At 55.3% G+C, this 19,347-nt stretch carries 21 protein-coding genes; 7 read left to right on the plus strand and 14 right to left on the minus strand.

Features of this window, described 5'->3' with window-relative positions; genetic code table 11:
• Positions 1–77 precede the first annotated feature (77 nt).
• Both BUA85_RS07190 and deoD read left to right on the plus strand, forming a co-directional pair.
• Positions 78–2,045 carry a protein meaA gene (locus BUA85_RS07190; RefSeq protein WP_072900139.1) on the plus strand — a complete coding sequence of 656 codons (1,968 nt, stop codon included), beginning with the start codon at positions 78–80 and terminating at the stop codon, positions 2,043–2,045.
• A 67-nt stretch (positions 2,046–2,112) separates the two neighbouring features.
• Positions 2,113–2,817 carry a purine-nucleoside phosphorylase gene (gene deoD / locus BUA85_RS07195; protein WP_072900140.1) on the plus strand — a complete coding sequence of 235 codons (705 nt, stop codon included), beginning with the start codon at positions 2,113–2,115 and terminating at the stop codon, positions 2,815–2,817.
• A gap of 2 nt (positions 2,818–2,819) precedes the next feature.
• On the opposite strand, the gene BUA85_RS07200 is transcribed toward deoD, so the two are convergent.
• The 5 genes from BUA85_RS07200 to BUA85_RS07220 form a co-directional block, all read right to left on the minus strand.
• Positions 2,820–3,254 carry a hypothetical protein gene (locus BUA85_RS07200; RefSeq protein ID WP_072900141.1) on the minus strand — a complete coding sequence of 145 codons (435 nt, stop codon included), beginning with the start codon at positions 3,252–3,254 and terminating at the stop codon, positions 2,820–2,822.
• Positions 3,255–3,264: 10 nt separating this feature from the next.
• Complete coding sequence (locus BUA85_RS07205) at positions 3,265–4,104, minus strand: urea carboxylase-associated family protein (RefSeq protein WP_072900142.1); 840 nt, start codon at positions 4,102–4,104, stop codon at positions 3,265–3,267.
• A 31-nt stretch (positions 4,105–4,135) separates the two neighbouring features.
• On the minus strand, positions 4,136–4,849 hold the full coding sequence (locus BUA85_RS07210) for a ZIP family metal transporter (protein ID WP_072900143.1): 714 nt from the start codon (positions 4,847–4,849) through the stop codon (positions 4,136–4,138).
• A gap of 17 nt (positions 4,850–4,866) precedes the next feature.
• A complete protein-coding gene (locus BUA85_RS07215; protein ID WP_072900144.1) occupies positions 4,867–5,646 on the minus strand; it encodes a succinate dehydrogenase iron-sulfur subunit in 780 nt (259 codons plus the stop codon).
• A gap of 101 nt (positions 5,647–5,747) precedes the next feature.
• Positions 5,748–6,698 carry a polysaccharide pyruvyl transferase family protein gene (locus BUA85_RS07220; protein WP_072900145.1) on the minus strand — a complete coding sequence of 317 codons (951 nt, stop codon included), beginning with the start codon at positions 6,696–6,698 and terminating at the stop codon, positions 5,748–5,750.
• An 86-nt stretch (positions 6,699–6,784) separates the two neighbouring features.
• On the opposite strand from BUA85_RS07220, the gene BUA85_RS16685 reads away from it, so the two are divergent.
• Positions 6,785–7,879 (plus strand): glycosyltransferase, encoded by a 1,095-nt coding sequence (locus BUA85_RS16685; RefSeq protein WP_165611594.1) that lies wholly within the window; start codon positions 6,785–6,787, stop codon positions 7,877–7,879.
• On the opposite strand, the gene BUA85_RS07230 is transcribed toward BUA85_RS16685, so the two are convergent.
• From BUA85_RS07230 to BUA85_RS07270, 8 genes are all read right to left on the minus strand, one after another.
• Complete coding sequence (locus BUA85_RS07230) at positions 7,874–8,161, minus strand: hypothetical protein (protein WP_072900147.1); 288 nt, start codon at positions 8,159–8,161, stop codon at positions 7,874–7,876. The genes BUA85_RS16685 and BUA85_RS07230 overlap by 6 nt on opposite strands.
• Before the next feature lie 436 nt (positions 8,162–8,597).
• Positions 8,598–10,403 (minus strand): succinate dehydrogenase flavoprotein subunit, encoded by a 1,806-nt coding sequence (gene sdhA / locus BUA85_RS07240; protein ID WP_072900149.1) that lies wholly within the window; start codon positions 10,401–10,403, stop codon positions 8,598–8,600.
• Between the two features lie 19 nt (positions 10,404–10,422).
• On the minus strand, positions 10,423–10,794 hold the full coding sequence (sdhD, locus tag BUA85_RS07245; protein WP_072900150.1) for a succinate dehydrogenase, hydrophobic membrane anchor protein: 372 nt from the start codon (positions 10,792–10,794) through the stop codon (positions 10,423–10,425).
• A gap of 12 nt (positions 10,795–10,806) precedes the next feature.
• Positions 10,807–11,190, minus strand: a complete 384-nt coding sequence (sdhC, locus tag BUA85_RS07250) for a succinate dehydrogenase, cytochrome b556 subunit (RefSeq protein ID WP_072900465.1) — start codon at positions 11,188–11,190, stop codon at positions 10,807–10,809.
• Positions 11,191–11,378: 188 nt separating this feature from the next.
• The gene (locus tag BUA85_RS07255; RefSeq protein WP_072900151.1) at positions 11,379–12,404 is read right to left on the minus strand and encodes a MaoC family dehydratase; all 1,026 of its coding nucleotides are present in this window, start codon (positions 12,402–12,404) and stop codon (positions 11,379–11,381) included.
• Complete coding sequence (locus BUA85_RS07260; RefSeq protein WP_072900152.1) at positions 12,401–12,604, minus strand: DUF1737 domain-containing protein; 204 nt, start codon at positions 12,602–12,604, stop codon at positions 12,401–12,403. Before BUA85_RS07260 ends, BUA85_RS07255 begins: the two co-directional genes overlap by 4 nt.
• Positions 12,605–12,607: 3 nt before the next feature.
• Positions 12,608–13,153 (minus strand): NnrU family protein, encoded by a 546-nt coding sequence (locus BUA85_RS07265; protein WP_072900153.1) that lies wholly within the window; start codon positions 13,151–13,153, stop codon positions 12,608–12,610.
• On the minus strand, positions 13,150–13,992 hold the full coding sequence (locus BUA85_RS07270; protein ID WP_072900466.1) for an HpcH/HpaI aldolase/citrate lyase family protein: 843 nt from the start codon (positions 13,990–13,992) through the stop codon (positions 13,150–13,152). Before BUA85_RS07270 ends, BUA85_RS07265 begins: the two co-directional genes overlap by 4 nt.
• Before the next feature lie 179 nt (positions 13,993–14,171).
• Between BUA85_RS07270 and BUA85_RS07275 the strand changes: the two genes are divergently transcribed.
• Positions 14,172–14,489, plus strand: a complete 318-nt coding sequence (locus BUA85_RS07275) for a hypothetical protein (protein WP_072900154.1) — start codon at positions 14,172–14,174, stop codon at positions 14,487–14,489.
• Here BUA85_RS07275 and BUA85_RS07280 read toward each other — a convergent pair.
• Entirely contained in the window at positions 14,486–15,232 is a 747-nt protein-coding gene (locus BUA85_RS07280; protein ID WP_072900467.1) for a sulfite exporter TauE/SafE family protein, read from the minus strand. The two genes, BUA85_RS07275 and BUA85_RS07280, sit on opposite strands and share 4 nt — an antisense overlap.
• Positions 15,233–15,331: 99 nt before the next feature.
• On the opposite strand from BUA85_RS07280, the gene mdh reads away from it, so the two are divergent.
• From mdh to sucD, 3 genes are all read left to right on the plus strand, one after another.
• Positions 15,332–16,300 carry a malate dehydrogenase gene (gene mdh / locus BUA85_RS07285; RefSeq protein WP_072900155.1) on the plus strand — a complete coding sequence of 323 codons (969 nt, stop codon included), beginning with the start codon at positions 15,332–15,334 and terminating at the stop codon, positions 16,298–16,300.
• A gap of 238 nt (positions 16,301–16,538) precedes the next feature.
• Complete coding sequence (gene sucC, locus BUA85_RS07290) at positions 16,539–17,732, plus strand: ADP-forming succinate--CoA ligase subunit beta (protein WP_072900156.1); 1,194 nt, start codon at positions 16,539–16,541, stop codon at positions 17,730–17,732.
• A gap of 4 nt (positions 17,733–17,736) precedes the next feature.
• A complete protein-coding gene (gene sucD / locus BUA85_RS07295; RefSeq protein WP_072900157.1) occupies positions 17,737–18,621 on the plus strand; it encodes a succinate--CoA ligase subunit alpha in 885 nt (294 codons plus the stop codon).
• Positions 18,622–19,347: the final 726 nt, after the last annotated feature.

Raw genomic sequence — 19,347 nt, forward strand, 5'->3', positions numbered from 1 at the left:
ATTGACAGCGACCAATAATGTCCTATAAATCAATTCTTGCGAAATAATATTGCGTGATAAGATTCGAGGTGCCCACCATGTCGCAAACGCAGAAAGACCGCCCTTGGCTGTTTCGGACCTATGCCGGTCACTCCACCGCTGCGGCATCCAACGCGCTCTATCGTGGCAATCTCGCCAAAGGTCAAACAGGCCTCTCTGTTGCTTTCGACCTGCCCACGCAAACCGGCTACGACAGCGACCACGAACTCTCTAAAGGTGAAGTCGGCAAAGTCGGTGTGCCCGTGTGCCACCTTGGCGACATGCGCACGCTCTTCAATGATATCCCGTTAGAGCAGATGAACACCTCCATGACGATCAACGCGACGGCCCCTTGGCTCTTGTCGCTCTACATCGCCGTGGCAGAGAAACAGGGTGCTGATGTCTCCAAACTGCAAGGCACAGTTCAAAACGACATCATCAAAGAATACCTTTCGCGCGGCACGTACATCTGCCCGCCAGAACCGTCGCTCAGAATGATTACCGACGTCGCGGCTTACACGCGCGAGCATCTTCCCAAATGGAACCCGATGAACGTGTGCTCCTACCACCTGCAAGAAGCCGGTGCGACGCCGGAGCAGGAACTCGCTTTTGCGCTCGCCACTGCGACAGCTGTCTTGGACGATCTGAAAAACAAAGTGCCCGCCGAACACTTCCCCGCCATGGTCGGCCGGATTTCCTTCTTCGTAAACGCAGGCATCCGCTTTGTCACTGAGCTTTGCAAAATGCGCGCCTTTGTCGAGCTTTGGGATGAAATCTGCCAAGAGCGTTACGGCGTCGAAGACCCCAAATTCCGCCGCTTCCGTTATGGTGTGCAGGTCAACTCTCTTGGCCTCACGGAACAGCAACCGGAAAACAACGTTTACCGCATCTTGATCGAGATGCTGGCCGTCACCCTCTCCAAGAAAGCCCGCGCGCGCGCTGTGCAACTCCCCGCGTGGAACGAAGCCCTTGGTTTGCCCCGCCCTTGGGATCAGCAATGGTCGCTTCGGATGCAGCAAATCCTGGCCTATGAAACCGACCTGCTGGAACACGACGACCTCTTTGATGAAAACCCAGCCATCGACCGCAAGGTCAACGCGTTGAAAGAAGGTGCGCGCGCTGAACTTAAGCAAATCGACGGCATGGGCGGCGCGGTGGGCGCGATTGCCTATATGAAAGGCCGCTTGGTCGAATCCAACTCCAACCGCATCGGCGGGATTGAGACCGGCGACACCACGGTTGTCGGCGTGAACAAATGGCAAGCGGGCGAAACGTCACCGCTGACGGCGGGTGACGATGCCATAATGGTAGCCGATGCGGAAGCCGAAGCCGATCAGCTCAAACGCCTCGCCGCTTGGAAGTCAAACCGCGACGCAGCAGCCGTCAAAGCCGCCTTGGCCGATCTACGAGACGCCGCAAAAGACGGCTCGAACATCATGATCCCATCCATCCAATGCGCCAAAGTGGGTGTGACCACCGGCGAATGGGCCGACGTCGTTCGCGCCGCCTTCGGCCAATACCGTGCGCCCACGGGTGTCAGCGCGAACCCATCGAACCGCACCGAGGGCTTGGACGACATCCGCGAACAGGTTGACCTCGTTAGCCAGACCCTTGGCCGGCGCCTGAAATTCCTCGTCGGCAAACCGGGCCTCGACGGACACTCCAACGGCGCCGAACAAATCGCCGCCCGCGCACGCGACTGCGGCATGGACATCACCTATGAAGGCATCCGCCTGACACCCGATGAGCTCGTCGACGCCGCCCGCAACGATGAAGCCCACGTCATCGGTCTCTCGATCCTTTCCGGCTCACACATCCCGCTCATCGCCGCTTTCATGGATAAAATGCGCGCGGCTGGCCTCGGCCATATCCCTGTAATCGCAGGCGGAATTATCCCCGACGACGACGCAGAAAAGCTGCGCGCTATGGGCGTCGCCAAGGTCTACACACCAAAGGACTTTGAACTGAACAAGATCATGACCGACATCGTGACCCTCGTAGACCCCAGTGCTATCGCCGCCGAATAGGATCGGATTGCCAAAGCTGCTCAACTGAGGGACACTTGTTGCGACAACGAACAAGGCGAGGGTCATCATGAGCATTCACATCGGCGCAAATCCCGGCGACATCGCAGAAACCGTCCTGATGCCGGGCGATCCGTACCGCGCGAAATGGGCTGCGGAAACGTTCCTCCAAGACGTTGTTTGCATCAACGAAGTGCGCGGTATGTTGGGCTTTACCGGCACATGGAACGGCCACCGCGTTACAATCCAAGGCTCCGGTATGGGGATGCCATCGCTTTCGATCTACGTGAACGAGCTAATCAAAGACTATGACGCCAAAACCCTGATCCGCATCGGGTCTTGCGGTGCGATGCAGGAACATGTGGGCATCCGCGATGTGATCCTTGCTACCACTTCCTCGACACTCTCAACCCCCTCCATCGGGATGTTCAAAGAGCTCAACTTCGCGCCAACGGCCGACTTTGACCTCTTGCACAAAGCCTACCACGCAGCAGAAAGCAAACCATCACCCGTCCATGTTGGCGGCATCTATTCCGCGGATGTTTTCTATGACGAACGCCCCGATCTTAACGAGCAGATGACGCGCCACGGCATCCTCGCGGTCGAGATGGAATGCGCCGAGCTTTACACCCTCGCCGCCCGCTACAAGCGCCGCGCTTTGGCGGTGCTCACGGTCAGTGACCACCTCATCACTCATGAGGCCCTGCCGTCCGAGGACCGCGAGAAGTCTTTCGGCGATATGGTCGAAATCGCTCTAGAGGCTGCGTTTGCCTAAATCTATTGGCAGCTGCTCACCTTATCGGCAAAGGCTGCCAAATACTCATCTGCACCAACACTTACCGGAACAGATATCTGCTCGCCCGGGCGGTTCGGCACAACGCAATCCTCGCCTACAATATCGGTGCACATCACTTCATAGCCATTGGCACCCCAAAGCGTGACAGCATCAGCGACAATTTCCAACCGCGCCATGTCCACTTGGGCCAAATCAATATCGATACGCAAACTGTCTTCTGAGACGTCATCACCGTCGAATTCAGTGACCGTCTTGCTCAACATGCAACCATCCAATTCGAGCGTTACGGTATAATAGTCCCCGTTCGCCCAAGGCGTAGACGTAAACGGCTGCTCCGCCAAAATCGTGCTTTCGCTATCCGCAAAAGCCGCCGTACCACACAGAGCAGCGACACATCCAAAACAAAACTTCTTCATAAATTCCCTCTTACCTTCCGTGGCTGCGATCATAGCCATTGATCGGTGGCGATTGCCAACCTTCTGTCGACGCTGGTTTCAGAACTTCCATCTTCAACGGGTAACAGGCCGCCGCGTCGCTCGAATGCTCTGAACTGCAGTCCCCTCCGGGACAGGCGCTCAAGACCGCCAGCAAATCAATCTCAGCAAACAACTCCAGATAATCCCCCGGGCTCACTGGGCTCGCTTTCATAAAATACTGCCCCGTATCGCGTGTGAAGCCAGTGCACATGAAGACGTTCAACACATCATGCACAAGGTTTTCCGCCGCATTCATCGACAAGCCAGCCGCATCCGCCAAGGCGCGGGTCAGGTTCGAGTGACAACAATGGTGATACTGCGTGTCTGACAACACATTGCCGGTATAGGGATCGCAGCGTGTGCCGATAACATCGTGTACACTGCCGCCATATTGGTCCATCCCGTACCAATTCAATGTATCATCGGTCACGGTTGCCATCGGTCTAAGGTACGGAAAAGTCGACCACATTCTGTCGCCCGTGGTAATATGCGTCCCATGCAGAGCACGGGTTTTCCCCGAATAGAACCGTTCTGCAAGGTTTTGAGCGTTGAACAGGTTGAGATCCCCCACCTGCGGCCCCTCGACGCTATGAATGCGCAGAAAATGCCCAGAAGGGACTTTGATCGCCGCGGCCTCTCTGGGCGGTGCGATAGCCGTATCCACAAGCTCCAAACCGTCTCGAAATGACGCATAGAGCGCCATATCAGGCTGCGGTAGGGTCTCCGTTGGGTAGCAAATCACCGGCTCTATGGCGCGCCGTTCTTCCGCGTCGGATGGGGCATTGGACATGATCGAGGCTCCCTTTCGTATCGGGCAATGATCAACCGATAACCATCTCTCCGGCAAGACCTAAGGCAAAACCAGCAACAGCCCCCAATGCAGGAAGACCCGTTCCAGAGATGTGCGATTCAGGTGCAATGTCTTGAAACAAAAGATACAAAATTCCGCCCGCTGCAAACATCATAATGGCACCAAGTGTCTCTGGGGCATCTGACAAAAACACCAACCCCAAACCGGCGCAAAGCGGGCCTAACAAGGCCAGCGCAAAGAAGGTCATGATGATCTTCCCGCCATTCGATTTCTCCGGCTTGAACATCTCCCGAAAGGCCGAAAAACCCTCAGGCACATTCTGAAGAAAAATCATCAATGCCAGCAACTTAGCCGTCGCCGCTTCGGTTGCTAGCAGCGCACCTAACGCCAGTGCCTCCGGCAAGAAATCCAGCAACATTGCCAACATCAACGCGCCGCCACCGCCTTTGCGTTCCAGCATCTTGTCGACGATAAAGAAAACGACCCCACCGCCAAGAAAGAGCGACACCGCTACAAGGGGTGATAGGGCTTCGACACCGGCAGGCACCAAAACCAGAGCAATCGCAGACAAAAGCGCGCCGCCGCCAAAAGCGACGATGGTATGCATCACCTGATCGGCGATTTGGCGATTTGAGATATGAGCGTACCGAGCAAGAATAGCACCTAGCGGGATCGCCAGGCCTGCAAGAGTTGCAAGGAGAAGAGCGTAACTAAGCGCGGGCATGCAAACCTATCGCGCGATCACACCACTCGTTCAACCATCATCTGTTTGATCTCAGAGATCGCCTTGGCAGGGTTCAAACCCTTCGGGCAGGTCTTCGCGCAGTTCATGATGGTGTGGCAACGATAGAGCTTGAACGGATCTTCGAGGTTGTCCAGACGTTCGCCTGTCGCTTCGTCTCGGCTGTCGACCAACCAACGATGCGCCGCCAAAAGTGCGGCTGGCCCAAGATAGCGATCGCCATTCCACCAATAGGATGGGCAAGAGGTCGAGCAACAGGCGCACATCACGCATTCATAACCACCATCCAGCTTTTCGCGATCTTCAATCGATTGCTTCCACTCTTTTGCAGGCGTGTTCGTTTTCGTCTCAAGCCATGGCATGATCGAGGCATGTTGCGCATAAAAATGGGTCAGGTCAGGGATCAGGTCCTTGATTACAGGCATATGCGGCAGCGGGTAAATCTTAATATCACCCTTCACCTCATCCATGCCGTAGATGCAGGCAAGCGTGTTGATCCCATCAATGTTCATCGCGCAGGATCCACAAATCCCTTCACGGCAGGACCGGCGGAAAGTCAGCGTCGGATCGATCTCATTCTTAATCTTGATCAACGCGTCCAGAACCATCGGGCCGCATGTGTCCATGTCGACAAAGTAGGTATCCACCGATGGGTTCTTTCCGTCATCTGGGTTCCAACGATAGATTTTCACGGTCCGCAGATTGGTCGCACCTTCCGGTTTCGGCCAGGTTTTACCGGTGACCATGCGGCTGTTCTTTGGCAGTGTGAGTTGAACCATATCGTTCCCCTTTCGGCTACGACGTTTTGTACCACCCCTTTGAGAAAAAAGCCAATGAGAACAGGCGCGAAAACACCCAATTTCGCTCGTTTTTCGTGAGTTTAGCTCGATTTGAACTGATCTAAGAATAGGTCAATCTTTTCTTTCGGCAGTGACAACTCACAGGTCAGGTCACCGTTCAAACGTTCTGCCAATTTGTGCATCTCCGAGCGCGGAAGCGTAGGCAGCGAAACTTCCGCTCCGATATCGCGCGCGCGGTTATCGATCGCAATGGCAAGGACCCGCCGCCCATGGTGCAATCCGCGAATTGAACCGTGCAGACGCGTCCCCACGACATCAACTTCCGTCGATGACAAGAAGGCGTCATAGGCCGACAAATTGGGCGGAAGAACCTTCACTCGGCCTTGATTGTTTAAGGTCCGCAGATACTCAAGATCACGCGGCTGTTGCGGCCAGAAATACACATCCTCGTAGAGATCAAGCATCTGATCCAACATCTGCTGATCCAAAGGGTCTGCTTTGTGTTTGGTCAGCGTAAAGCAAACCGCACCCGGTCTTTTGGCCGGATCGACCTTTACACGAGGCGCCGCCCACAATGTCGGACAACTCGTATTCACACTTTTCAAACCGCAAGCTTCGACAATGCGTGCCCCGGTTTCGTCTCTCACCGCATGAACGAAATTAGGAGCGAGCACGCGTTGCAGGAACGCCAATTGTCGACGTTCAATCTTTTCAAAGTCGCGATTGGCCCCGACACCAAAGAGAACAACTTTACCTTCGATCGCAGAAATATCTTTCCGGTCGACGTACCAAATATACTTTTTCCCAACGCGATATTGGTGTCGCAGGGCATTTGTTCCCAACAGCAAAACTAAATCCGCCTTTCCAGCCAGATCGCGACTGTAGACACCAAGGCCATCATGCCCCGCAGACGTTGTCACATAGGCATCCGAAATCAATGGCAACAGATGTGACTTAATCTCGCTCATGATGATTTCGTCACCGACGTTGTCTGAGCCAATCGATGTGTCAATCAGGTGTAAATGCCGCATTGATCGCCGAACCCTTTGCAATTGACGCCTTGCATCCATGCCAGATTAGCTATCTGGTCACCACTGAATTGTATCTTGAGGCAATCATGTTTGCACTGGCCGTCGGCAATTTTTCTGTGACCTCGCAAACCTTCGTGCACCAACACGCACAGAAGATTGCGCCTGGGAGTACGGTCTTTGTCTCTCATCAGTCGTTCGATAATCCCGATTTACCCGGTCCGCACCTTTATGCCTTAAAACGCACCCCTCAGGTCGCAAAGTCAGATTTTCAGGTCGGCCCGCTAGCTCGATTCACACCTCGAAACCGGTTGATCTCGCAGTTCTTGAAGCATCACGGTGTTCACACAATGATGGCCGAGTTTGGCACATATGGGGTGAAAATCCTACCAGCCGCCAAGGCCGCTGGCTGCCAGTTCTATGTCCATTTCCATGGCTGGGACGCCTCTAGCGTCTTGAACGATCCGACATTTGTGCGACGCTACAAGAAGATGTTTCAAATCGCAGATGGGTTCTTTGCACCTTCTCGGTTCATCGCAGATAAGTTGATCAAAATCGGTTGCCCTGACGACAAAATATGGGTCACGCCATGCGGCATCGAAATCGCCGACTTCCCTTATTCTAAAGGAACGCCAGGTCGTTGCCTTGCCGTAGGTCGGTTCATCGACAAAAAAGCCCCTCACATCACCGTTGAGGCATTTGCCAAAGCAGCCAAGGGCAATCTCGACGCTCATCTGGATTTCGTCGGCGACGGTCCAATGATGGACGAAGCAAAATCTGTGGCAGAGAAGTTCGGTGCATCCGATCAAATTACGTTCCATGGGGAGCAACCGCACGCGTTCGTCAAGGAGCTCATACAAACTTGCAACATATTTCTGCAGCACTCCGTCACAGCGGAAAACGGGAATGTCGAAGGGTTACCGGTCGCAATTTTGGAAGCGATGTGTGCTGGCGTTGCCGTGGTTTCGACCCGCCACAGCGGTATTCCAGAGGCCGTGCTGGAGAATGAAACAGGCTTGCTGTGTGACGAACACGAAGTCGACCAAATGGCCGCATCTATCCGACACCTACTCACAGACCCAGAATTGACGGCCAAGCTAGGGTTGGCTGGACACGAAAGAGCCAAAAGTCAGTTTGACATCGATCTATCGATCTCGATCCTTAGGTCGAAAATGCGCCTATAAATCCCGCAAAACTGGCGGTCGGATCGGCAATTCGCCGGTTAAGTTGAACACGCAGCTTTCGTACAACGCGACCGGATCCGTACCGCGAATGAAGTCCGAACTGACGCCAATTGAGCCATTCACAAAGCCACCGCTGTTGCTGTTGACTCCAATGCCAATCTCAACCTCGGGCCCCTGAGCTGCACGGGCGCGTTCCTCGCATTGATCAGCCGCCCGTTCGGGCGAGATGGGAGCGCAGGCAACAAGGATCGGGGCTCCTATCGTAAAGGCCAGATACCTCATTTCAGCCCTACGCAATATTGCGTTCCAGCCCGCATGACGCTCGAACCAGCGGGACACGGACTTATCGGCGCGCTTCTGCTTGAACCAGCGGGGTTTCCCCGCGCTTGATTGAGCAAAACGTCGTATGCTCCAGGGTTCTGCAAATAGGCTTGCGGGTCTTCGATGCCAAAACGCTCTAAGCATGCGCGGAACCTTTGGTTCGCAGCATCTTTTTCGGCAGTCGTCGCAACCGCGCTCACAAAAATCGAAGCAATCACCGCCCCAACACTTTCAGTACTTGTCACGCTGGTCCCAGCCCTTTGACGCTCTTGTTGCCAGTCGGAACGGCATTCTTCTGGTGAAGAAGCTGGCGTTCCACGAACAGACGCTTGTGAACAACCAGATAAGACCAACGCCGAAACTGCCACCAAGCCAAACGACCTAGTAATGGTTTGCATTAATAAACCCTCGCTTTAGGTGCGATCTTCTTGAGATCAACGCCACCTTCAGCGGTTGTTGTCAGCGGGTCAAGGTGTACGGGGCGATAAGACAGTTGCGTCTTTGGGCCATCCACGGTCGCCAAAGTGTGTTTGCGCCACTTTTTGTCGTCGCGATCTGGATAGTCTTCATGTGCATGGGCACCACGGCTTTCTTTGCGTGCTTCCGCTCCCACAATCGTAGCCAATGCGTTTGGCATCAGGTTTGTCAGCTCCAACGTTTCCATCAGATCGCTGTTCCAAACGAGGCTACGATCGGTGACTTTGAGGTCATCCATCTTGCCCGCGATGCCTTCCATCTTCTTGACCCCTTCGGCCAAGGTCTTGTCAGTCCGGAACACAGCAGCGTCTTCCTGCATCGCCTTCTGCATTTCCAGACGCAACTCAGCAGTGCCGGTTGCGCCGTTCGCATTGCGAACGTTGTCAAAGCGATCAAATGCATAGTCCACAGAGGCTTGGTTCAACGCCTGGTTCGGCGCATCCGCATCAACTACCTCACCCGCCTTGATCGCTGCGGCGCGACCAAAGACCACGAGGTCGATCAAAGAATTGGATCCCAAACGGTTCGCGCCATGCACAGACGCACAGCCAGCTTCACCAACGGCCATCAAGCCAGGCACGATTGCATCTGGATCATCTTTGGTCGGGTTCAGAACCTCACCCCAATAGTTCGTGGGGATGCCGCCCATGTTGTAGTGCACCGTCGGCAACACTGGGATCGGCTCTTTCGTCAGATCGACGCCCGCGAAGATACGCGCGCTTTCGGAGATACCGGGCAGACGCAGATCAAGCGTCTCTGGCGGCAAGTGGTTCAGGTGCAAATGAATGTGATCACCATTCGCTCCAACGCCGCGCCCTTCACGGATTTCCATCGTCATACAGCGCGACACAACATCCCGAGAGGCAAGATCCTTATAGGTCGGGGCATAACGCTCCATGAAGCGCTCACCTTCGGAGTTGGTCAGGTAACCGCCCTCACCACGCGCACCCTCGGTAATCAGACAGCCCGCGCCGTAAATCCCGGTTGGATGGAACTGAACAAATTCCATATCCTGCAACGGCAAACCCTGACGTGCGACCATACCGCCACCGTCGCCCGTACATGTATGCGCTGACGTGGCAGAGAAATAAGCGCGGCCGTAGCCACCAGTCGCCAGCACCGTCGTCTTGGCGTTAAACACATGCATGGTGCCATCGTCCAGCTTCCAGGCAACAACCCCCTGACACTGCCCGTCTTCAGACATGATCAGATCGGTCGCAAAATACTCGATAAAGAATTCAGCCTTCTGCTTCACCGACTGACCATAAAGCGTGTGCAAGATCGCGTGACCAGTCCGGTCAGCAGCCGCACATGTCCGCTGCACGGGCGGGCCTTCACCAAACTCTGTCGTATGTCCGCCAAACGGGCGTTGGTAAATCTCACCTTTTTCGGTCCGAGAGAACGGCACGCCGTAGTGTTCCAGCTCATAGACCGCCTTGGGCGCCTCTCGGGCGAGGTATTCCATCGCGTCCGTGTCACCCAACCAATCAGAGCCTTTCACCGTGTCATACATATGCCACTGCCAATGATCCGGTCCCATGTTGGAGAGGGATGCCGCAATGCCGCCCTGTGCTGCTACAGTATGTGACCGAGTCGGGAAAACCTTGGTGATACAGGCCGTCTTTAGCCCCTGCTCTGCCAGGCCAAGCGTGGCCCGCAGACCAGCACCACCAGCCCCGACAACAATCGCATCATAGGTATGCGTCTCATATTCATAAGCAGCCATTGTTCATAAACTCCGTGGCTTAAAGGGCGAGGCGGATGATGGCGAAAACGCCGAGTGCGGCAGCACCGTAGGACAGGCAAATCACGCCAATGATCAGCCCCTTGCGGGCAAGCCCATGCACATAATCTTCGATCAGGGTCTGCGCACCTTTGGCGAAGTGAAAGAAACCAACGAGCAGCGTCAAAATCGCGATCACAGCAGGTACGGGGCGCGAGTAGTAGGCAACAACCTCTTCATAGGTTCCGCCCAAAACACTGCCAAAAGTAAACATAAACAGCGGCACCAAAATCAAAAGCGCCACAGAGGTCACCATCATCTGCCAATGGTGTTCGGTTCCAGTTTTTGCGGACCCCATGCCAGAGGCGCGCTTGCGATCAGTCAAAAAAGCCATCTTAGCGCTCCCTTAAGTTACGATGATAGTGAAGATGGTCATCAGGACAGACCCGATGATCATGACAAGGCCAAGTGTTTCTGCCTGTTCAACCTTCAGCATCCGACCCGTATCCCAGATCAAATGCCGGACGCCGCCAAGCAAGTGATACCACATCGCCCAGACCGACAGGAACAAGACCAGATCACCGAACCAGCTGCGCAGGAATGCATCGGCGGTTGCGAAGGCTTCTGGCCCCGTTGCGGCGGCTGCAAACCACCAAACGATCATCAAGGCGGCCACGATCAAAGCGTTACCCGTGATCCTCACGAAAATAGAGGTCATAGATGTCATTTGGGGGCGATAAATGGTCAGGTGCGGCGACAAAGGCCGGTTTCCCCGATTTACGTCAGCCATAACTCGGTTCCCTTCGGTTGCGGGCCGCTCTGCGGCGTGGCTACAGTCGCACCCTATTTGCACGATGTTGAGGGCCGAGTCACGCATTCGACGCTCAAATTATTGAGAAAAAACGTCACAGTTGGAGTGTTTGCAAGATTTGTGATCACGATTAATTTTTGCGTGATCACAAATTGTGAAGCCACTGCCTAGACCGGCAGCAAAGCCCAGTAGTCGAGATCAAGTAAAACACTCGGATGGTACTTGCCATCATCGGTCTTCCACTCTCCGATCTTGCCCTTCGTCGCGACCAATCTTAGGCGAATGGCACCAACACCTGGAGCATCCGTCTCAGCCTTATCCAAAACCTCGGACCAGGCCCGCACCGTGTCACCCGAGAAACATGGGTTCGCATGGGCACCCCCGTTCAGGGCGACCATCATTTGTGCATTCGCCAGACCATTGAAGGACAAAGCCCGCGCCAATGAGATCACATGGCCCCCATAGATCAACCGCTGCCCATCGGCGCGGTTGGTCGCATCAAAATGCACCTTCGCGGTATTCTGCCAAAGGCGCGTCGCCATCATGTGTTCGGCTTCTTCGATCGTGACGCCATCGACGTGATCGATCACTTCGCCAATCGCATAGTCGCCAAAACGATGCGCCTCACCGGCCTGTTCAAAATCATACTCCGAGAAATCTAAACCTTCAGGGATAACCAGATCATTGGCGGCGACCGATTTGGCCAACTCAGGGATGACCGTCGCCGGCGCATCCCCTTCTGCACGCCGTCGCACCATGACCCAGCGCACATACTCCAGCACGGCCTCGCCATGCTGATTGCGCCCCGTCGTCCGCACCCAGACGACGCCGGATTTTCCGTTGGAGTTCTGCTTTAGCCCGATCACTTCAGAGGACGACCGCAAGGTATCCCCTGGCCAAACCGGCCTCAGCCATCGCCCCTCGGCATATCCTAAATTGGCCACCGCATTCAGCGAAATATCCGGCACCGTTTTGCCAAACACCAAATGAAACGCGATCAGGTCGTCCATCGGGGACTCAGAAAGCCCACAGGACTGCGCAAAAGCATCTGAGGAATAAAGCGCCCCGCGTGCCGGATAAAGCGCGTGATACATCGCTCGTTCCCCACCCGAAACGGTGCGCGGCACCGCATGGTGGATCACCTCACCAAGGCGGTAATCCTCAAAAAAACGACCTGCGTTTGTCTTGCTCATTGCTGTCCCAAATTCATGTCTGGATGATAGTCTCCGTCGATCTCTTTCACGACGGCCTGCGCACAGCGCATCACGCCATTTGCATGATCAAAGGCGTATTGGGGATCGCCATAAAGCGCCCAACCCTTTGAAATCGCGCCTGAAACCTTATGGCAAAAAGCTGCCGTATCATCTTCGGTCAGGAGTCTGTAAATCTGCATGTTCTATCCAAACGGGTTGTAGCCAAGCCATAGGTGAATGGCCGAAACGACGCTGAACACCACCAACGTCGCGATCACCGCAGTGACCTCTTTCTTGATCGGAACCGCGTGATAGGCCTCCTTTGGCCCTTCTGCGCGATTGATCAAAATCATCTCAGCGATGGCCCAGACGCCAAGGCCGCCAAACAACAGGAATGACGGGCTGTCGCCATTCACCAACAGATGCGCGACGCACCAGACGACGACTGCCGTGAGCTGCGGATGCCGGATCAACTTTGTGACGCGCGTTTTCGCGCCACTGCTGGCGAACAGATAAAACGCAAACAACATCAGCAGGTTGTTGATCCCGACCAGAGCTGTCGATCGCCCCCAATAGAATGTGCCATCCGCTCCACGATAGCCAATGACCATCAACACAATCGCTGCAACCGAAGCCAGCGCAACGATGCCCTTGCCTTTTTCCCCAAAACCCGCGCGTTGATCCGGCGCCAAGCGTTTCCAGAAATGGGCCGCGCTCCAAAGGAGCAAACCAGCTGTAATAAGAATCATGAGGCCTCCAACGTTGCGATTGCTTCTGCTTTCGCCAACGTCGCGCGGGCGGTCTCCACATGCAAGTTTTCAACGATCTTTCCATCCACAACAGCGACGCCCTGCCCACCGGCCACAGCGTCCTCAAAGGCCGCGATCTGGCGACGGGCCAGATCAATCTCAGCCTCGCTCGGCCCGAACACCTCATTCGCAATTGCCACCTGAGCTGGGTGGATCAGCGACTTTCCGTCAAACCCAAAGTCACGCCCCTCATCACACTCAGCCCGCAAGCCCTCTTCGTCCTTAAACGCATTGTAAACGCCATCAATCGCGATCACCGCACACGCCCGCGCTGCCAACAAACAGGTCTGCAAAGACACTCTCATCGCCGCTCGGGTCCGCGAATTGAGTTCCTTCGCCAAGTCGTTTGTCCCCATCACGAACCCTTCGAGGCGTGGATGGGCTGCAATTTCGGCTGCGTTCAAAATGCCCTGAGGTGTTTCCATCATCGCCCAAATCGGCACATCTGGCAGTTGCGCCGCCAAAGCCTCGACATCCGCCGCACTGTTCACCTTTGGCAACAAAACCGCGTCACACGCCATTTCGGCGACCGCCGCGACATCTGCCGCTCCCCAATCTGTATCGAGTCCATTGATCCGAACGACCTTATACCGCGGTCCATATCCACCCGCAGCCAACGCCTCCTCCAATGTCTCCCGCGCCGCCGCCTTTTCATCCGGCGCCACGGCATCCTCTAGATCGAACAAAATTACATCCACAGGCAGCCCGCGCGCTTTGTCCAACGCACGATCGCGGGAGCCGGGAATATAGAGGGCGGAGCGTGTGGGACGGTGAGTCATATCTTCCTCGCAATAAAGTTGCGCATTCATGCCCTCATTCGAACAAATCATTCAAGCGAAAAATGCTGCGGCGCGGCGCAAACCGACCGTGACGGTCCGTTAACCGCTTTTTTCACGCGTTCGAGCAGTCTGAGACGCAATCAATCAAACGCAATTTTCAATACCAAGAGGGACGCCCAATGAACCACCAAAAGCTCATTCTCTGGTCCATGGCCTTTTTCGGGATGTTGCTTACCGCGCAACTCGCCCCCGCCCAAACCCGCAACTGCGGGCCGCATCAGGCGGTTGTAGAAAGATTGGCGGCAGGCTTCGGCGAAAGCAGGCAAGTCATTGCACTTGATGCCGCGAACAACGTTTTAGAGGTCTTCGCCTCCACCGAAACCGGCACATGGACGATCACTCTAACCCAACCTGGTGGCCCTACTTGCATTGTCGCAGCAGGGGACCACTATCAACACGTGGCCGAACCGCTACCGAACACAGATGAGGGCGCCTAGAGCCGCCCGACCCCATCCCAAATGAGTTTGAGCGAGATGAGCAGAAGCGCCCAAACCACGATCCGAAAAAACAGCTTTGTCGGGATCCAGCGCACAAGCGCCACTCCGGCAAACACAGCAAGGATAGCTGGCACCATGAGGATCAAAGCTATTTGTAGGTTCTCCACGTTGAGCTGGCCCAACGCCCAATAAGGGATCAGTTTTACAAGGTTGATATAGGCAAAGGCGATTGTCACAGTGCCTGCAAAAACCAGCTTTGGCATGCGAAGGGGCAATGTATAGACCTGATACGGCGTCGCACCCGAGTGACTCACGAAACTGGTAAACCCCGTAATTGTTCCCCAAAATATTCCAGGACCAATCTTGGCCTCACGACGCGGTCGCTCTTCCTGCCGCTCCAGCAACATTGCGAGGGCAAACACGGTACCGATCAGGCCCAGCAGAATCGTCACCATCGCTTCTGAGATCAGATCGACGGTCGCCCAACCTATAAAAACACCAATCGGCATCACTGCGCACATGATCGTCAAAACGCGCCGATCAAAGTGTTTTCGGTACAGATAAACGCCAAAAACATCGGACGCGATAAAAACCGGCAACAGCAAACCCGCTGCAACGACCGGTGAGATGACAAGCGATAACACTGGCACCGCCATCGCCGTGATCACCGGAACACCGCCCTTGCCAAGACCGACGAAGATCGCGGCCAAAACGGCTGTTATCCAGAATACGGAACCTTCCACGCTGATCACCTTTGCTTATGCCGCGCTGCAGCACTCTTGCACCCTGCGCGTCAAACGAATAGGCAGTGCCGCAGATTCACTTCGCATAGGAAGAACATCATGGCCAGACCCAAGATTGCCCTGATCGGCGCCGGACAAATCGGCGGCACACTCGCCCACCTCGCAGCAATCAAAGAACTGGGCGACGTCGTCCTCTTTGACATTGCCGAAGAAGGGGACATCGCACGGGGCAAAGGCCTCGACATCGCAGAAGCAGGCCCAGTGGCTGGCATCGACGTCGCGCTCAAAGGCACCAATGACTACGCCGACATCGCAGGCGCTGACGTTTGCATCGTCACAGCTGGTGTCGCTCGCAAACCTGGGATGAGCCGCGACGACCTTCTGGGCATCAACCTCAAAGTCATGAAATCCGTCGGCGAAGGCATCGCCGCACACGCGCCAGACACATTCGTGATCTGCATCACCAACCCGCTCGACGCGATGGTTTGGGCGCTGCGTGAATTCTCAGGTCTGCCGCACAATATGGTCTGCGGCATGGCGGGTGTTCTCGACAGCGCACGCTTCCGTCACTTCCTTGCAGAAGAATTCGACGTTTCCATGCGCGACGTCACTGCCTTCGTTCTTGGCGGCCACGGCGACACCATGGTTCCATTGGCCCGCTATTCAACAGTTGCGGGTATCCCGCTCCCTGATCTGGTAGAAATGGGCTGGACGACGCAAGAAAAACTGGACGCTATCATCCAGCGCACACGCGACGGCGGCGCAGAAATCGTGGGCCTTCTGAAAACCGGCTCCGCCTTCTACGCACCTGCAACATCCGGTATCGAAATGGCCGAAGCCTATTTGAAAGACCAAAAACGCCTGCTGCCTTGTGCGGCACATGTAGACGGCGCTTACGGTCTGAACGGCACCTATGTCGGCGTTCCAACGATCATCGGCGCAGGCGGCATCGAGCGTGTGGTCGAAATCAAGATGAACAAAGAAGAGCAAGCCATGTTCGACAAATCCGTCGACGCCGTGAAAGGCTTGGTTGATGCGTGTAGAGGAATCGACAGCTCCTTGGGCTGATCCATTCCAACAAACTTACCTTACGGAAGCGCCTCTATTCTGAGGCGCTTCTTTTCGTTTTTGGTGCGCTCAAACCCCTTTAAACACTGAGTCGTAGGACAATTGGTTAATTTGTGATCACACTTTTTCTTAGTGTGATCACAAATGTCGCTTTTTCCGATAACATTCTCGCGAAGTTGTTTTTTTAGCTGCGACACTGTGCTTCATTGCCCCAAACAAAGCCACGTAAGGGATTGCAATGAACATCCACGAATATCAGGCCAAGGCGCTTTTGCGCGACTTCGGCGCCCCTGTCAGCGACGGCCGTGCCGTTCTCAAAGCCGAAGATGCAAAAACTGCGGCCGGTGAATTGGATGGCCCCCTTTGGGTTGTCAAGGCACAGATCCACGCAGGTGGCCGCGGCAAAGGCAAATTCAAAGAAGCCGACGCTGGCGAAGCAGGCGGAGTACGCCTGACCAAATCCGTGGAAGAAGCTGCCGAAGAGGCCAAAAAGATGCTGGGCCGCACGCTGGTCACCCATCAAACCGGACCAGCTGGCAAGCAAGTCAACCGCGTCTATATCGAAGACGGCTCCGGCATCGAGACAGAGATGTACCTCGCGCTCCTCGTCGACCGCGCCACGTCCCGCGTGGGATTTGTCTGCTCCACCGAAGGTGGCATGGACATCGAAGAGGTCGCCGCCTCAACCCCAGAAAAGATCCTGAACTTCACCGTTGATCCAGCCACCGGCTACCAGCCCTACCACGGCCGCCGCGTGGCCTTTGCCCTCGGCCTCGAAGGTCAGCAGGTCAAGCAATGCGTCAAACTGATGGGCCTCCTCTACAAGGCATTCATCTCAAAAGACATGGAGATGCTCGAGATCAACCCACTGATCGTCACCGACAAAGGCGATCTGAAAGTCCTCGACGCAAAAGTCTCCTTTGACGGCAACGCGGTCTACCGCCACGCCGACGTCGCCGCCCTTCGCGACGAAACCGAAGAAGATCCGAAAGAACTCGAAGCCTCCAAGTTCGACCTCAACTATATCGCCCTCGACGGCGAAATTGGCTGCATGGTCAACGGCGCGGGCCTCGCGATGGCGACAATGGACATCATCAAACTCTACGGGGCCGAGCCTGCCAACTTCCTCGACGTGGGCGGTGGTGCAACGAAAGAGAAGGTGACCGAAGCCTTCAAGATCATCACCTCTGACCCCAACGTCAAAGGCATCCTTGTGAACATCTTCGGCGGCATCATGCGCTGCGACGTCATCGCCGAGGGCGTGGTCGAAGCGGTGAAAGAGGTTGGGTTAAAAGTCCCCCTCGTCGTCCGCCTTGAGGGCACCAACGTGCAGCAGGGCAAAGACATCATCAACAACTCAGACGTCGACGTGATCGCAGCCGATGACCTGAAAGACGGCGCTCAGAAGATCGTCAAAGCAGTGAAAGGTTAAGATCATGGCAATTCTCGTAGACGAAAACACCAAAGTCATCTGTCAGGGCCTCACCGGCTCTCAGGGTACATTCCACACCGAACAGGCGATTGCCTACGGCACCAAAATGGTTGGTGGCGTCACACCAGGAAAAGGTGGGCAAACCCATCTTGATCTGCCGGTCTTCAACAGCGTGCATGAGGCGAAACATGTGACCGAGGCCAACGCCTCAGTCATCTATGTGCCGCCGCCGTTTGCAGCCGATTCAATCCTCGAAGCCATCGACGCCGAGATGGAACTGATCATCTGCATCACCGAAGGCATCCCCGTGCTCGACATGATGAGCGTGAAGAAGGCGCTCGAAGGCTCGTCCTCCCGCCTGATCGGCCCGAATTGCCCCGGCATCATCACGCCGGATGCCTGCAAGATCGGCATCATGCCCGGCCACATCCACAAACGCGGCTCCGTCGGTGTTGTATCGCGCTCGGGCACGCTGACCTATGAGGCGGTGAAGCAGACCGCTGACTCAGGTCTTGGTCAGTCCACAGCCGTGGGCATTGGCGGCGACCCGATTAAAGGAACAGAGCATATCGACGTGCTCGACATGTTCCTCGATGATGATGAAACCCAATCCATCATCATGATCGGTGAGATTGGCGGCACGGCGGAAGAAGAAGCCGCCGAATTCCTGACCGAGCAGAGCAAAAAGGGACGTTGGAAGCCCGTCGCTGGCTTCATCGCAGGCCGCACCGCCCCTCCAGGCCGCCGCATGGGCCATGCGGGCGCGATTGTCGCTGGTGGTAAAGGTGACGCGGAAAGCAAAATCGAAGCGATGAAGTCCGCGGGCATAGTCGTGGCCGACAGCCCAGCGACACTGGGAGAGGCCGTGCTGGAAGCGATTGCGAAGTAGATGACTTCGGTTGCTGTTCATACCAAGGGCAGCGCCGGACCCGAGGGGGGGCGTGAAACGCCCGCCCTGGGGGGCGGGTCGGGCGCTGCCCGGCCTATCGCCCGGACGATGATGGCACTGTTGCGAGTAACTCATACCACTATTTACGCGTTAGCTTTAGCAGTTACAGCCCCCTCAACAGCCTTAGCTGACGAAAGATACGCCGTTCTATTGGTCAACGATATATGCCTAAATTCGGAACTGTCACATCAGGACCGAATAGATGAAGTTGACAAACGCGGCTGGACGAGAAGCGGAGGCAATGGGCTGCAGTTTGCAGCTTCAGTGGCTGCGGCTTTTGAAGAACTCGCACCAGAGCTTTCTGAACAACTTAATTCTGACCTAAGATCAGAAGAGTGGTCTGAACACCTTTGGAGAGAAGGAAATTTAGTTAGATCCACTGCTGCAATATGGGAGCAGCCCACGTCTTTCTTAGCGCCAAATGGAGCTCACCTAATCCTTACGAAGACTTCTGCTGGACCTCACATTTGCATTTTTCTTGCTCCCGAACCACGTTCGCTTATTTTTGGTAGGTTTGGCGTTGTGGGTCGAACCAACTACGTAGATGGCAACGCCATTTTCAGAGGCGCGCTTCATGACGATGGCTCCCTACTAGAATACCGGGAAATAAATTCTAAAACTTCGAAAAAGCTATTTGGATCAAATGGCTACAGGTTTCTTGCACTA

The organism is Cognatiyoonia sediminum, from assembly GCF_900129845.1.
GTDB classification, from domain to species: domain Bacteria; phylum Pseudomonadota; class Alphaproteobacteria; order Rhodobacterales; family Rhodobacteraceae; genus Cognatiyoonia; species Cognatiyoonia sediminum.

Coding starts and splice junctions, on each gene's coding strand:
- BUA85_RS07210 (WP_072900143.1), bottom strand. CDS start 4,849: ATGCCCGCGCTTAGTTACGCTCTTCTCCTTGCAACTCTTGCAGGCCTG.
- BUA85_RS16685 (WP_165611594.1), top strand. CDS start 6,785: ATGTTTGCACTGGCCGTCGGCAATTTTTCTGTGACCTCGCAAACCTTC.
- BUA85_RS07205 (WP_072900142.1), bottom strand. CDS start 4,104: ATGTCCAATGCCCCATCCGACGCGGAAGAACGGCGCGCCATAGAGCCG.
- BUA85_RS07190 (WP_072900139.1), top strand. CDS start 78: ATGTCGCAAACGCAGAAAGACCGCCCTTGGCTGTTTCGGACCTATGCC.
- mdh (WP_072900155.1), top strand. CDS start 15,332: ATGGCCAGACCCAAGATTGCCCTGATCGGCGCCGGACAAATCGGCGGC.
- sdhA (WP_072900149.1), bottom strand. CDS start 10,403: ATGGCTGCTTATGAATATGAGACGCATACCTATGATGCGATTGTTGTC.
- BUA85_RS07230 (WP_072900147.1), bottom strand. CDS start 8,161: ATGAGGTATCTGGCCTTTACGATAGGAGCCCCGATCCTTGTTGCCTGC.
- BUA85_RS07265 (WP_072900153.1), bottom strand. CDS start 13,153: ATGATTCTTATTACAGCTGGTTTGCTCCTTTGGAGCGCGGCCCATTTC.
- sdhD (WP_072900150.1), bottom strand. CDS start 10,794: ATGGCTTTTTTGACTGATCGCAAGCGCGCCTCTGGCATGGGGTCCGCA.
- sdhC (WP_072900465.1), bottom strand. CDS start 11,190: ATGGCTGACGTAAATCGGGGAAACCGGCCTTTGTCGCCGCACCTGACC.
- BUA85_RS07270 (WP_072900466.1), bottom strand. CDS start 13,992: ATGACTCACCGTCCCACACGCTCCGCCCTCTATATTCCCGGCTCCCGC.
- BUA85_RS07275 (WP_072900154.1), top strand. CDS start 14,172: ATGAACCACCAAAAGCTCATTCTCTGGTCCATGGCCTTTTTCGGGATG.
- BUA85_RS07260 (WP_072900152.1), bottom strand. CDS start 12,604: ATGCAGATTTACAGACTCCTGACCGAAGATGATACGGCAGCTTTTTGC.
- BUA85_RS07220 (WP_072900145.1), bottom strand. CDS start 6,698: ATGCGGCATTTACACCTGATTGACACATCGATTGGCTCAGACAACGTC.
- BUA85_RS07200 (WP_072900141.1), bottom strand. CDS start 3,254: ATGAAGAAGTTTTGTTTTGGATGTGTCGCTGCTCTGTGTGGTACGGCG.
- BUA85_RS07215 (WP_072900144.1), bottom strand. CDS start 5,646: ATGGTTCAACTCACACTGCCAAAGAACAGCCGCATGGTCACCGGTAAA.
- BUA85_RS07255 (WP_072900151.1), bottom strand. CDS start 12,404: ATGAGCAAGACAAACGCAGGTCGTTTTTTTGAGGATTACCGCCTTGGT.
- sucD (WP_072900157.1), top strand. CDS start 17,737: ATGGCAATTCTCGTAGACGAAAACACCAAAGTCATCTGTCAGGGCCTC.
- deoD (WP_072900140.1), top strand. CDS start 2,113: ATGAGCATTCACATCGGCGCAAATCCCGGCGACATCGCAGAAACCGTC.
- sucC (WP_072900156.1), top strand. CDS start 16,539: ATGAACATCCACGAATATCAGGCCAAGGCGCTTTTGCGCGACTTCGGC.